Here is a 13,129-nt window from a genome sequence, read left to right on the forward strand (position 1 = left end):
ACCCTGCCGCGTCGGGCGTCAGGTCCTCGCCGGCGCCGCTTCCACGAGTGACTCGCGGTGCGCGGCGAGCTCGTCGACCAGCTCATCGGTGTTCAGCTCGGGAGCCAACGCGCCGCAGTACGCGGTGGCCGCGGCGTCGGCGAGCGGTACCCACTTCGCGAACCACGACCGGACCAGCTCGCGGTTGTCGGCGCCGTGCTCGGCCGAGTCCAGTGCGTAACGCAGCAGCGCCTCGGACCAGCGAACGGAGCGCTCGCTGTCGATGAGCTGCGCGCGGCAGAGCAGGGCGAGGAGTGTGTCCCCGTTGTCCTGCGCCACCGAGGACAGGGTACGAAGCAGTGCGGTGTCGATGGCAGGCTTGGCGACCAGGTTGAGGGCGACGAACTGCTCTGCCCAGTCCCAGGACACGAGGATCTTCTCCATCAGTTCACGGAAGCCCTGCCAGGCAGGATCCACCTCCCATGCAGCACGCTCCTGACGGCCGAACTCGAACCCGGCATGAGTCGTGCCGAGCTCAGCCGTGCGGTACGCGGTCCGTGAGACCCACCGGAGCTGGTCCCCGGACTCGAAGATGAAGCAGTTCTCGATCGTGCTCGATGGCGACAACGCGGCCAGGTAGGCGGCCGACATCTGGACGGTGTGCAGCAGGTACTTGGCCGGCGTGTAGAACGTCGCCAGCTTGCCGACCCATTCGGAGGTCAGCCCCTCGTCGTGCTCGTTGCCGCTGTGATCCTGCAGGAGGGCATCCACATGGGACTCCTGCCCGTCCTGGATCATGTTGTACGTCCGGTAGACGAGTTGGTCCGGGTCGCGGAATCCGTCCCAGTCCTCGTGGCGCAGCGGACTGTTGTTGCGATACTTGATGTACCACTGGCTCAGCGGAACGGCTGGCCCCATCGCCCAGGGCGCATCGTCATCGGTGCTCCAGAGCAAGTTTGTTGAGACTATCTCGTACTCGGTCGGGCGTCGCCGGTTCTTGGCCAGATGGCTCCACGTCCGTAGTGGCTTGAAATCACCCTCGTGCTCGACAGCCACGGCAGTGACTCCCTTCTGATCGGAATGCGGACTACGACTGGATGAAGTACCAACGCATGTATTCGTCATGCGTATCGATCTGCCCGGAGTAGCCGGTGAGATTGACCTCGAGCTCCTGCATCGAGAACGGGCGTCCGAGGAGCCGTTCCATGGTGGCGCGCCGGATCACCAGACCTCCCTCGGCCTCGACCCGGACGTAGGTGCGGTGGTCGTCTACGTAGATGTCCTTACCTGGGTTGTCTTCCTGGATGGCGTCGACCGCCACGATAGAGATGTCACCACCGCGCAAGAGAGGTCCCGCGCGGTGCGCGGTCACATGGGTGCGAGTCTCGGTCACTTCCGTCCTCCTGGTGAGCTCATACCGCATGCCGTCAGGCGTGCGAATGAAAGGTCTTGATCCCGTCGATGGCGACATAGATGCTGCCGTCGCGCTCCTCGACCGGATACATCGCCAACTTCGCGTCGTCGGGATTGATGCTCCGACCCGTCGACACATCGAACTCCCACAGGTGCGCACCGCAGATGAGGGTGCAACCGTCGAAGTCGCCTTCTCGCAACGGATGATCTTGGTGGGGGCAGATGTGCTGCACGGCGCGAACGGACTCGTCATCGATGCGCAGCAGGACGACTGGGGTCCCCGCGACCGTGAACTCCTTCATCTCACCTGCCCAGATCTCGTCCGCAGCACATACCTCGTGGAACTGCGGCGAACCTTCTTCGGACATGTACGCCTCCACGGTGGCCCCCGAGGCGACGTCTGGGGGGCCACCGACATCACTCGTCCGACACGTAGATGTCGATCTGCTGGAAGTGCCTCAGCTTGGCGTCGGCAACCGTCATGGACCGTGGGAACGGCTCTGCGTCGTCGCTGTCGGTAGTGAGGCGCACCCTCAACTTCGCGCCGGGCTTCGGGTGGCGCGCCTGGTAGCCGACAGCCGGAGCCAGGCACGCGTCAACGACCTCGTCCATGGTGAAGTCGGTGTCAACATCGATGATGCGTGTGTGGGCGTCATTCTCCAGGCGCCCGATCACTGCAAGGGGGCTCATCGCCAACCTCCGTCGGGTGGAGAGCCGGACCGTCCTCCGGCTCGGTGGTCCGGTCAGGTACCGGCAATGGGCGTCCGGGGCGCCTCGACTTCGTCGTAGGCCTTGACCCAGGCGAGGTCGTGCGCATCGCGACCGCCCTGGCTGATCACTCCCGCCCCCATGTACTGCAGGATGTTCTCCGGGGTGTTCGGCGAGATCTCGCCGTTGTACATGCGGTCCGCGATCGTGTTGAACGTCTTGTAGCGGTCGGGCTCCAGCTCGAAGATCCACTTGCACACCGTGCTGCAGAAGCTGTACAGCCGGCCCTCGTGCTCGAGCTGGTGCGCCCGGGCCTCCCAGACCGTCCCGCCCTTGTTCGAGATCGGGATCTGGCACATGTTGCACATGGCAGGCATACCGATGGCCTCGGACTTCTCCGGGTGTCCGGCCCGGATGTTCTCGATCATCACGTCCCAGTACATGCCGAACGTGTCGTTCCAGCCGGGGTACTTCTCCTCGAGCCACGCACGCTCGCGAGGGCCGACGTTCCCGGTCGGGTTCCACCACAGGGTGTTGCGCCACGCCCACGTGGCCGCGGCCTGGCAGTGGTGGTGGACTCCGACGTCCTCGAGGAAGATGTCCCAATACCAGGGTCGCTCCAGCCCCAGGTCGAGGAGCTGGCGCTCGAATTGCTCACCCACGAACTCGGTCATGTACTCCTTGAACGACCGGTCCCGCTTCTCCAAGGGGATCCAGTAGTCCATCGGGATGCCGGTGAGGATCGCGAAGATGCGGTGGATGCGCCAGAACGCGATGTCGACGGCCTGCTGGGCCTCGGCCTTGCGGCCGTTCTTCACCATGATCTCCAGCACCGGCGTCCCGATCTGGGCATGCCGGGCCTCGTCGGACTGGATGCTGGTGATCAGGTTGGAGAAGGTGTAGTCACCCATGTTGGCCGCATCTGCCGACAGGCCGATCATCTGGATGTTCGTCAGACCCGTCTCGAAGGCGAAGTTCAGCATGATCGACGTCGTGACGGCATCACGGGTCATCATGACGTCGTCCAACGCGTGCCGACCAGCGATCGCCGCCCAGTTCTTGCTGTGATGCGCCTGGTGCGCCCAGTCGAACTGGCGGTCCAGAGACACGAGCTGGTGCGGGAAGTACAGCTGGATCTGTCCGTGGCGGAGTTCGTCGAGCATCCCGAATGTCGCCATGTTGCGCATCCCGGGCGCCTTCGAGAAGCGGGTCATACGGGCGTCGGACTGGCATGCCGCATACTCCGACAGCGCGATCGCGCCGTAGTGCAGCTTCAGCATGCTCAGGTAGGCCGGGTCGGCATCCTCGTAGTAGCTCGACCGCGCGAGTGCCGCCTTGACCGAGTAGGCGCCGGCATCCTTCTCCCGCTGAACGCTCACATACTCCCGGTAGGAGACCTTGTAGGGCTCGTCGAACTTCTCCCACTCGCTGACCGGGATTCCGTACGGATCACTCTGATCCGGAGGGAAGAGTTCGTCGGCGTCTACGTACTTCGGTGTCCAGTTCGTATCGCGCGCGATGTCGTACCACGCCGATCGCTCGAGCAGTGCCATTCTGTCGATCCTTTCTCCTGCATTCTTCGGCCGCCGCCCTGATCATAGGGCGGCTTCGCGATCAAATCGGCTCTATTGTCCCCAGAAACTTGCGCACCGGTTCAACAGAACCTCACGGAACTGTTGGGTGGTGCGCCGGAGCAGTCGCCCACTCCCCCAGTCAAGAATTACCCCGAACTGCCGTACCAGATCGAGCTCGTTGAGCTCGCCGTTGACGTACATCTCCGCGATCGCCTCGGGGTCCGTGCGCAGTGCATCCACCCGCTCACCACGAATGCGTCTCCGCTCCGAGGCCGTGCCGATCTCGTCGACGTGGAACAGGTCGGGATCGTCGGAGTCGGGGACGATGACGACGCCGTAGTCCTTGCGCGCGCGGTCGATGGAGACGTACCCGTCGACGACGTCGAGGCGCACCGCCTCCGGCTTCCGGTTGAGCGGTTCGCCGAAGCCGCCGCCGCCCGCCGACGGCCGCTCCAGCGAGTCGCCGGGTTCCACCGGCAGCCGTGAGGCGAGGGCCCCGAGGTAGCGCCCGTCCGGGGAGAGCGGGTTGATCGACAGCCCGTGAGGACAGCTCGGCAGTCCACCCCGGGTGCCCGTGATGACCGACCGGGCACGGTCGGAGCAGTAGGAGAGGACCGCGCCCTCGCAGTCGGTCAGCGAGACCTCCTTGACCTGCCCGAGGCCCCCGCGGAACTCACCAGGGCCTGCAGAGTCCGTCCGGAGCTCGCACCGACCGGTGAGGATCGGGGAGGAGCGCTCCTGCATCTCGATTGACTGAATCGCGTGGCCGACGCCGAAGATCGACGCGGTGGCGTTGGATCCGTCCTTGCCGTTGCGGCCGCCCCAGCCGCCGGCCATCCAGTCGTAGTACATGAACTGCCCGCTCCGGCCGCGGCGGACGTCTCGGCCGCCGACGAGCAGGTACTCGAGGTTGAACGACGTGCTGATGGCACGTTCCGGGATGATCTCCGACCAGATCTGGAAGATTGCGTTCACGATCTTCTCGTACGGGCCGGCGTAGAACCCGGTGACAGCCGTCGGCCACGAGGCATTCACGACGGTGCCCTCAGGCCCGAAATCGACCACGAGCGCCCTGTAGAAACCCGAGTTCAACGGAACGTCGGGGAAGAACGTCTTGGTGCCCGCCACCACGGCCGAGAAGGTGCCGCCGAATGCCGAGTTGAGGAAGTTGCCGACGGCGGGGTGCGATCCGGAGAGATCGTAGTGGATGGTGTCGCCGGTGATCCGCATGCCGACACGGATGGGGACGAGCTCGTCACCGGTCCTGGGATCGGAGTCGATGAAGTCCTGAGCCTCCCAATACCCGTCAGGCAGGTCGCCGACGCGCCGACGCACGATCCTCTCGACATAGGCTTGTGACTCCTCGAAGGCGGCCAGCACGGCGTCGCGGCCGTACTTGGCGATGAGTCGCAGCACTTCGCGCTCGCAGACCCTGGTCGCTTCGGCCTGTGCGAGCAGGTCGCCCTCGGCGTCCGACGGCGCGCGGGTGTTCGCAGCGATCAGCCGGGCCACGTCTGCCAGATACCTCCCCCGGGACCACACTCGGACCGGGGTGATGCGCAGGCCTTCGCCGAAGTGCTCGACCGCCGCGGTGTCGAACGATCCGGGAGCGGCGCCGCCCACGTCCGCCCAATGGCCGTTGCTCTGCGCGATCGCGAGTAGCTCGCCGTCGACGAAGATCGGCCGGAGGACCCGGACGTCGTTGAAGTGCGTCCCGCCGACGTAGGGGTCGTTGAGGACGAAGACGTCGCCCTCGAAGATGTCTCCCGGGAACGACTCGAGCACCGCGCGAGCCGAGAAGTGGAGGGTTCCGACCTGGACGGCGACGTCCTGGCTTCCCTGTGCGACGGTGGCACCTTCGGCGTCACTCAGAGCACCGGAGAAGTCGCGAGCATGGATCACGAAGGAGTAGGACGTTCGCAGCAGCTGCTCCGCCATGAGGTCGACGGCCGTCACGAAGGCGTTGCGCAGCACTTCGCTCGTGATCGCATCCAGTACGGCCGCCGGTTCGGACGACGTCAGGGCCACCGGTTTCGCAGTGGTCATCGGCGCGCCGCCTTCTCGCAGGGCGAGACGCGCAGGTTCATCATGTCGTCCACGACCGCGCTGGAGCCGGCGGGGAGGAGTGTCGTCGAGTCCGACTGGGAGACCAGTGCAGGCCCCGTGAGTTCCGCCCCGGGAAAGAGGTGCTCACGGTCGAAAACGGGAGTCTCGAGCCACGCGTCGCCGTCGTTGGACCGGACCCTCCGGTGCGTCGTCGCCCTCAGCGGCGGCGATCCCCAGCTGTCCGGCGTCAGCGGCGGCTTCTCGGTCACGCCGAAAGCCGCGACCGAGAGCTGGTAGATCTCGACCTCGGCCTCGAGCTGGCTGAAGCCGAACTCCGAGCGGTGCTGGGCGTGGAAGCTCGTGACCAGCCCGTCGAGGGTCCGGACCGGGCTGCCGACAGCGACCGGCAGCGTCCGGTACTGCCCTCGGTACCGCACCTCGACGAAGCGCTGCAGGCTCATCCGTTCGGGCTCCACATGATCGTCCAGCAGGCTCTCACGCGCAGAGGACTCGATCTCGAGGAACTTCGATTCGATCTCGTACGGATCAGCGGCATCGATGTCTCGGAGGAACATCGCAGCGAAGTCGTGGCGGGTGTCGACCAGAAGGCAGCCGAGTGCCGACGTCGTCCCGGGGTGCGGGGGGATGACGATCTCGGGGATCCCGAGCTCGCGAGCCAGCTCGACGGCGTGCAGCGGACCGGCCCCGCCGAAAGCGACCAGCGCGAAATCCCTCGGGTCGTGGCCGCGCCGGACGGACATGATGCGGAGCGCATCGGCCATGTTCGCCGAGGCGACTCGGAGGATCCCGACGGCCGCATCCTCGATGGAACAGGCGAGATCGGCGGCCACGTCCGCGACGGCGGCCTCGGCGAGCTCGGGATCGAGTATCCGCCTGCCACCCGCCAGTGATGTGCTCAAACGACCGAGCACGAGCTGCGCATCGGTCGTCGTCGCCGAGGCGCCCCCGAGTCCATAACACGCCGGACCGGGCACCGCGCCGGCTGATCGCGGCCCCACGCGCAGAGCGCCACCGTCGTCGACCCAGGCCAGCGACCCTCCACCGGAACCGATCGTCAGGACCTCCAGCGAGGGGAAGCAGATCGGGTGGCCGTAGTCGACGTGCCAGTTCCGGACGATGCGCGACTGGCCGTCCGCGACGATGGAGATGTCAGCACTGGTACCACCGATGTCCAGACCGATGGAGTTCTCGAAACCGCATGACAGGGCGATGTGGCGGCTCGCGATGGCCCCGGCTGCCACGCCGGAGGACGCGAGGCGACCGGCGTACCTCTCGGCCGCGCGTGGTGTCATGAGGCCGCCCCCACCGTGGAGCAGCTGCAGCTGACCTCGGTATCCGGCCTGGACCAGCTCGGACTCGAGACCGGCGGTGTATCGCTTGATGAGTGGCGAGAGCAGTGCGTTCACGACGGTCGTCGAGAAGCGTTCGTGCTCCTGGATCTCCGGGAGCACCAGGCTCGAGACGGAGACCACCACGCCGGGCAGCGCCTCCCTGACGAGCCGCTCCATCTCCCGCTCGTGGATCGGATTGACGTAGGAGTTCACGAAGCAGATCGCCACGGTCTCGATCTCCCTGCGCCGCATGGTCTCGATGACGACCTCGGCGTCGTGGAGGTCCAGCGGCGTGATGACGCGGCCGATACCGTCGATCCGTTCACCGACGACGAGGCGGTCCCGACGTGCGATGTACGGCGGGGCCACATCGGCGTAGGCATCCCACAGGTCGCTCTTCGTGCCGCTCCCGACCTCCAGGACATCCCGGAATCCACGCGTCGTGATCAGCGCAGCCCGCGGGAAGTCCCGGTTGATCAGCGCATTCGTCGCAACGGTCGTGCCGTGAGCGAAGAACTCCGCATCCTTGAGCACGACGCCCGCCTCGTCGAGGCCGCGCAGAACGCTCTCCGTGACGCCGTCGCTGGTCGGGACCTTGGCGACCTGCAGGTTGCCCTTGCCGTCAGCGACGCAGACGTCGGTGAAGGTGCCTCCGATGTCGACGGCGACCTGCTGCCCCATCGGACACCTCCAGTGGCTTGTGCACTACGGCGAACGGGCCGGCCGTGGCACCACTCTGACCCACCGGACCGGCAGGATCAATAGGAGGTAGTGAGAGAACGCACTCCGCAACTTGTCGTCGCTCCGAAGCCCGGCCGCACACATTGCTAGGGCGCGGCGAACCAGGGTGTAGACGCACGCTGCCCCCTGCGGCGGTGATTCGTCCGAAGCATCGACGGTGCTCTCGTACCGCGCTTCGTACGCCGGTCGGCGCGTTGCCTTGGTCCGATTCGCCGCTCCGCCTGCGCAGGACCACTGCATGATCGCTCGGTGCGGGACTTCGAGGATCCGGAAGCTGAATCGGGCAGTTGTCCAGGATCCACGTCGGGCAGCTGCGAGACTCCCAGGGAGCGGTCCCCGCCGCCGCTGCCGTGCCGGCCGGATTGTGAAGTGCACAGGCCGCCGCACCCAGATTTGTACACGCTGACGATTGATGTGATCAGCTCGACGTGTAAATAATCTACCACGCCTTCTCGGCGGTGCTTGCGCCCCCCGAACTGATCCCACGCACGTGGGCGCGCCCCTCTCCCGTCGGCTGATGCCCACAGATAACCGGAGGACTTGTCATGGATGGGGAAAACCAAGATCGTTCCCTGATCCCGCTGCGTGTGACGTTCGAGGACGACCCGCGTGTCGTGAGGAGCGCCGGCACGGAGGACTACGCACTTCACGTGGCGCCCAGGACGTGGAGGTCGGGCCGCATCTCGCTTCTGATGGCGTGGTACGCCTTCGCGAGCGCCATGTTCTGGCTCATCGTCGGCGCAACGGTGGCGCTGGCGGTCGGTACCCGTGACACCTTGATCGGCCTGGCCTTGTCCGTCGTCGCCTACAGCGTTTTCGGCCGGTTGCTGAGTCGTCACGCGGCGCGGACCGGGATCTCGAGTGCGCTGTTCTCTCGCGCTCTGTTCGGATACCTGGGAGCCGCGGTCGCTCCGCTCATCGTGGGCGCGACAGCGCTGTACTACGCGGTCTTCGAGGGATCCGTGGTCGCTGAGGTGTTCCACCAGTACACGGGCTGGGGAAACATCCAGATCTGGTACCTGATCGTCGCGGCCTATAGCATCCCGATCGTCATCGGCGGCGTCCGCACCTGGCTCGACAAGCTGAACGGGTTCCTCCTTCCGTTCTACTACGTCGGTCTGATCGTGGCGGTGGTCTGGGCGATCGCGGTCAACGGTTACAGCAACGACTGGCTGACCGCCGGCCCGGTGGATCCGCAGGTGAACCTGCACGCGCCCGGATGGGTGTTCGCCTTCTCCGTGTACATGGGCGTCTGGATCATGCAGCCCTTCACGTGGGACTACGCGCGGCTCGCGAAGACCGCCGATGCGACGTTCCACAAGTGGTTGACCTTCGGACCGCTGTTCTACACCCTGACTCTCGCCGTGAACGCGATCGTCGGGATCTTCCTCGCGCACAGCCTCACAGCCGGCACCACATTGACGGAGCTGTCAGCCGTTCAGGCCATCGTCGGCCTCACCGGGATCTTCGGTGTGGCACTCGTCTGGGTCAGCCAGACGCGCATCAACACGGCGAACTACTACCTCGCGAGCATCAACGCGGAGAGCTTCTTCGCCCGGGTCTTCCGCATCCGGCTGCCGAGGCGGATCTGGGTGGTGCTGGTGGGAATCGCAGTGTTCGCACTGATGCTCACCAACGCGATCTCGTACCTGCTGAAGGCCTTGCAGTGGCAAGGTGTGGTCGTCGTGGCGTGGGTCGCGATCGCACTCGTGTACCTCGCGTTCGCACGACGTGACCGGCGCCGGTCGGAGGACTTCGAGTTCCGCCCCGGCCGGGTTCCCGCTTTCAACATGGTGGGCCTGGGGGCGTGGCTGACGGCGTCGGTGATCGGCATCGTCATGGTGGAGTTCGGCGGCGCCTTCGGCGCGACCTGGGCGCCGCCGGCCGCCTTCCTCGTCGCGGGTGCTCTCTACACCGCCGGCAGGTTCGCCACCGGCGAGCGGTACGTCCTCCTGTCTCGTCCGAACGACCCCCGCATGGAGGTCGACGACCCGTGGGAGGCACGGGTCGAATGCGCCACCTGCGAGCGCTCCTACATCGCGCAGGAGATGGACCGGAACCCCGCGACTCCGGATCACGCGCCGATCTGTGGCGAGTGTGGGAGCAACGACAACGCGTACCTCGCCGCAGCGTACGAAGAAGCACGGACATCTGCCGCAGCCGGACCGGCGGTCGCCTCCCGACGCACGCCGGAGGCGAAGGCATGAGCTCGGACATCGGGGAGACGCGACTGGCCGATCCGGTCGTGCGTCGACCTCGACTGCCTGCGATCCGCACGCAACTGCTGATCGGGGGCGAATGGCGCGAGCCCACGACGACCGCAGGCCGCAGCGTCCTGACCGTCTTCGATCCGGCGACCGGCGAGTCCTTGGCCGAGGTGGCGGACGCGACGGTCGACGATGCCGACGCAGCCGTCGATGCCGTCTCGGTCGCGTTCGGAACGTGGTCACGCACGTCGCCCCGGTACCGCGCGGATCTGCTGCGGGCAGCCTTCGACCGACTGATGGAGCGGGCACACGAGTTCGCAACGGTGATCACCAGCGAGATGGGCAAGCCCCTCGCCGAATCACTGGCCGAGGTCCGGTACGGCGGCGAATTCCTGAGGTGGTTCGCCGAGGAGACGGTGCGGACGTCCGGAACGACCCGCACTGCTCCCGACGGCGCCGCCGTGCACATGACCATCCGGCAACCGGTCGGTCCGGCGCTCCTCATCACACCGTGGAACTTCCCGTTGGCCATGGTGACGCGCAAGATCGCGCCTGCGCTCGCGGCCGGCTGCACCGTCGTCGTGAAGCCGGCCGAGGAGACTCCCCTGACCGCGCTGCTGTTCGCTGAGCTCCTGGAGACGGTCGGCGTCCCGCCGGGTGTCGTCAACGTGCTCACGACGTCCCGACCGGCACCGGTCGTGTCCCGCATCCTCGATGATCGACGCATCCGCAAGCTCTCCTTCACCGGATCGACTGGGGTGGGCCGCGCTCTGCTCGCTGCATCAGCGACGGGGGTCCTGCGCACGTCCATGGAACTCGGTGGAAACGCACCCTTCATCGTCTTCGACGATGCGGACATCGAGTCAGCGGTGGAGGGCGCCGTCATCGCGAAGCTTCGGAACGGCGGCCAGAGCTGCGTCGCGGCGAACCGGTTCATCGTCGATCGACGAGTCGCGGACGAGTTCCTCGCCCGCTTTGCGGACCGCTTGCGGGCACAGGTCGTCGGTTCGGGGTTCGATCCGGCGACCACCCTGGGCCCGATGATCAGTGTAAAGCAGCGCGACCGGGCGGCGGAGCTGGTCAGATCCGCGGTCGCCGGCGGGGCATCGACCGTCGTCGCGTCCGGGATCGAGGACGACTCCACGTTCCTGGGTCCGATCCTGCTCGATAACGTCGATCGTCGTGGTGCGATCGCCGAGCAGGAGATCTTCGGGCCGGTCGCGCCGGTCTACCGCGTCGACTCGGAGGAGGAGGCGCTCGATGTCGCATCGAACACGGAGGCCGGCCTCGTGGGGTTCGCCTATTCCCGCGATGCTGCCCGGCTGATGCGCGCCGCAACCGCGCTCGAATGCGGAATGGTCGGCCTCAACCGCGGCCTGGTGTCGGATGCGTCGGCTCCGTTCGGCGGGATCAAGCAGTCCGGGCTGGGGCGCGAAGGAAGTGAGGCAGGAACACATGAGTACCTGGAAACCAAGTACATCTCGCACCCGTTCCCGGCTGTGTGATTCGAGTATCTGAGGGCGAGAGCACGAACATGAACCTGAACAGCGACGATCTCTATCCCTTCAGGGCTGCCGAACGGCTCGACTTCGACATCGTCGACGCCCTGCTGACCCACCTCCCGATGCTCTGGAACGGGTCCGACGGCGAGCACGGCGCGGCTCCCTGCGCGCCGACCGCCGTACGGGACGCATGGGACGCTCTGTGCAGCGTCGGCGTGGGCGGGCTGCTGGTGCCTGCCGAGTACGGAGGGCAGGGAGCGAGCCTCAGCCGGAGCCTCTCGGTGGCGTGGACGCTGTCACGGATACCTGCTCCGGTCCCGTTCCTGTCCTCGGCGGTCGTGGCTCCGCTCCTCTGTGCCGCCCTCAGCGAACGGGAGCTGCTGAGCGAGATCGCGACCGGGGACACCGTGGTGGCGGTCGCTTTCGGCGGCCGCATCGACGACGGCTGCGACGGGGGCACCACTCTCCACGGTGAGGTGGACAGCGTCCTCCACGGCTCGGACGCCGAGCGCTGGTTCGTCGTCGCGTCGGATGGAGCGGAGCCGACGATACTGGCTGTCGACCGGCCCGAGTCGACGATCAGACAGTACTCCCAGGATGTCACGCGACCGCTTGCCCGGGCCCGGTTCGACGGCATGCCCGCGCGCCGACTAGCGGTCGAGACTGCGCCCCTCGTGGGCGAGATCGTCCGGCGCGCGCACCTCGTACGATGCGTGGAGGCCCTCGCTGCTGCGTCGATCGCGGTCGAGGACGATCCCGCATCTATGGCATCCATCGCAGCGGCGATCACCGCGGTGAGGTCGACAGCGGCCGCGACCGATTTGCACGGGACCTGCGACAGCAGGCAGCTCGACGTTGCGTGTTCACGTACGGCGATGGTCTCAAGGCTCGTTGCCGACACGTGCGGCCGAGGTGATCAGCAGGACGAGCTGCGCGCGAGTCTCTGCGCGATCCGCGCAACGGGCGGGTCAGCGTGGCTGCCTCCCGAGCTGTGCTTCGACGACGAGTACCGCCCGTTCGTCCAGGCCAGGCAGGACACTGCGCTCACCGCGGCCGGTGGCTCCGGGGGTGAACGACGGGCGATGCGCGCACCTCGGACCTGGTGATTGCGAGGTGAGGTGATGAGGTTCCCCCTGGGGTTCCCCCGCCCCAATACCGTTCAGTTAGAGTGACATTGATGTAGTTTTCCGGCCATGCCTCGTGCTGGATGGGTGAAGCCGCCGTCGGAGCGCCGGTTGTCGGATCTGGTGTCGGTGGGGGTGCTGACTCGGGTGTTCCCGCCGGAGCTGGTCGATGAGGTGGTCGCGGCGTCGGGTCGGACCGAGCAGCGTCATCGGAGCCTGCCTGCGCGGGTGATGGCGTACTTCGCGATCGGGATGGGCCTGTACTCGGAAGGGTCCTATGAGGACGTCCTCGCCCAGTTGACCGACGGGCTGGCCTGGGCGTCAGGCTGGGCGCAGCCCGGCTCGGCGGAGGTGGGTCTGCCGACGAAGTCCGCGATCTTCCAGGCTCGGGCGCGGCTGGGTGCCGAGCCTGTCGCGGCGCTGTTTGAACCGTCCTGGCCGGTGGAGAGGCTCCTGATCTAGCAAGGAGACTGGAGCTGTGGG

At 66.6% G+C, this 13,129-nt stretch carries 10 protein-coding genes and 1 pseudogene; 4 read left to right on the forward strand and 7 right to left on the reverse strand.

The genetic code is table 11. The features are described from left to right. Nucleotides 1–18 precede the first annotated feature (18 nt). The 7 genes from ABD993_RS28190 to ABD993_RS28220 all read right to left on the reverse strand — a co-directional run bounded on the left by ABD993_RS28190 (nt 19) and on the right by ABD993_RS28220 (nt 7,753). On the reverse strand, nt 19–1,035 hold the full coding sequence (locus ABD993_RS28190; protein ID WP_345425018.1) for an aromatic/alkene monooxygenase hydroxylase subunit beta: 1,017 nt from the start codon (nt 1,033–1,035) through the stop codon (nt 19–21). A gap of 31 nt (nt 1,036–1,066) precedes the next feature. Next, on the reverse strand, nt 1,067–1,372 hold the full coding sequence (locus ABD993_RS28195) for an MmoB/DmpM family protein (protein WP_345425021.1): 306 nt from the start codon (nt 1,370–1,372) through the stop codon (nt 1,067–1,069). Nucleotides 1,373–1,406: 34 nt separating this feature from the next. Continuing rightward, nucleotides 1,407–1,760, reverse strand: a complete 354-nt coding sequence (locus ABD993_RS28200) for a Rieske 2Fe-2S domain-containing protein (protein WP_345425025.1) — start codon at nt 1,758–1,760, stop codon at nt 1,407–1,409. Between the two features lie 49 nt (nt 1,761–1,809). Then, nucleotides 1,810–2,082, reverse strand: a complete 273-nt coding sequence (locus tag ABD993_RS28205; protein WP_345425027.1) for a toluene-4-monooxygenase system B family protein — start codon at nt 2,080–2,082, stop codon at nt 1,810–1,812. A 53-nt stretch (nt 2,083–2,135) separates the two neighbouring features. Continuing rightward, nucleotides 2,136–3,653: a YHS domain-containing protein gene (locus ABD993_RS28210; protein ID WP_345425029.1), complete on the reverse strand. Its 1,518-nt coding sequence runs from the start codon at nt 3,651–3,653 to the stop codon at nt 2,136–2,138. Nucleotides 3,654–3,725: 72 nt separating this feature from the next. Beyond that, nucleotides 3,726–5,720, reverse strand: coding sequence for a hydantoinase B/oxoprolinase family protein (locus tag ABD993_RS28215; protein WP_345425032.1), 1,995 nt, complete (start codon nt 5,718–5,720; stop codon nt 3,726–3,728). Continuing rightward, a complete protein-coding gene (locus ABD993_RS28220) occupies nt 5,717–7,753 on the reverse strand; it encodes a hydantoinase/oxoprolinase family protein (RefSeq protein WP_345425034.1) in 2,037 nt (678 codons plus the stop codon). Before ABD993_RS28220 ends, ABD993_RS28215 begins: the two co-directional genes overlap by 4 nt. Before the next feature lie 605 nt (nt 7,754–8,358). On the opposite strand from ABD993_RS28220, the gene ABD993_RS28225 reads away from it, so the two are divergent. The 4 genes and pseudogenes from ABD993_RS28225 to ABD993_RS28240 form a co-directional block, all read left to right on the forward strand. Then, the gene (locus ABD993_RS28225; protein WP_345425037.1) at nt 8,359–10,020 is read left to right on the forward strand and encodes a purine-cytosine permease family protein; all 1,662 of its coding nucleotides are present in this window, start codon (nt 8,359–8,361) and stop codon (nt 10,018–10,020) included. Further along, entirely contained in the window at nt 10,017–11,525 is a 1,509-nt protein-coding gene (locus ABD993_RS28230) for an NAD-dependent succinate-semialdehyde dehydrogenase (protein WP_345425040.1), read from the forward strand. Before ABD993_RS28225 ends, ABD993_RS28230 begins: the two co-directional genes overlap by 4 nt. A gap of 29 nt (nt 11,526–11,554) precedes the next feature. After that, entirely contained in the window at nt 11,555–12,628 is a 1,074-nt protein-coding gene (locus ABD993_RS28235) for an acyl-CoA dehydrogenase family protein (RefSeq protein WP_345425043.1), read from the forward strand. A gap of 87 nt (nt 12,629–12,715) precedes the next feature. Continuing rightward, a pseudogene (locus tag ABD993_RS28240) lies at nt 12,716–13,072 on the forward strand (transposase domain-containing protein); the annotation flags it as partial. Nucleotides 13,073–13,129: the final 57 nt, after the last annotated feature.

The sequence above is a fragment of the Pseudonocardia xishanensis genome, assembly GCF_039541715.1.
Taxonomy (GTDB): Bacteria; Actinomycetota; Actinomycetes; order Mycobacteriales; family Pseudonocardiaceae; genus Pseudonocardia; species Pseudonocardia xishanensis.

What these genes read in the sequence shown, in the direction of transcription:
- ABD993_RS28220 (WP_345425034.1), bottom strand. Translation starts at nt 7,753, where the DNA reads ATGGGGCAGCAGGTCGCCGTCGACATCGGAGGCACCTTCACCGACGTC.
- ABD993_RS28205 (WP_345425027.1), bottom strand. Translation starts at nt 2,082, where the DNA reads ATGAGCCCCCTTGCAGTGATCGGGCGCCTGGAGAATGACGCCCACACA.
- ABD993_RS28225 (WP_345425037.1), top strand. Translation starts at nt 8,359, where the DNA reads ATGGATGGGGAAAACCAAGATCGTTCCCTGATCCCGCTGCGTGTGACG.
- ABD993_RS28200 (WP_345425025.1), bottom strand. Translation starts at nt 1,760, where the DNA reads ATGTCCGAAGAAGGTTCGCCGCAGTTCCACGAGGTATGTGCTGCGGAC.
- ABD993_RS28235 (WP_345425043.1), top strand. Translation starts at nt 11,555, where the DNA reads ATGAACCTGAACAGCGACGATCTCTATCCCTTCAGGGCTGCCGAACGG.
- ABD993_RS28230 (WP_345425040.1), top strand. Translation starts at nt 10,017, where the DNA reads ATGAGCTCGGACATCGGGGAGACGCGACTGGCCGATCCGGTCGTGCGT.
- ABD993_RS28215 (WP_345425032.1), bottom strand. Translation starts at nt 5,720, where the DNA reads ATGACCACTGCGAAACCGGTGGCCCTGACGTCGTCCGAACCGGCGGCC.
- ABD993_RS28210 (WP_345425029.1), bottom strand. Translation starts at nt 3,653, where the DNA reads ATGGCACTGCTCGAGCGATCGGCGTGGTACGACATCGCGCGCGATACG.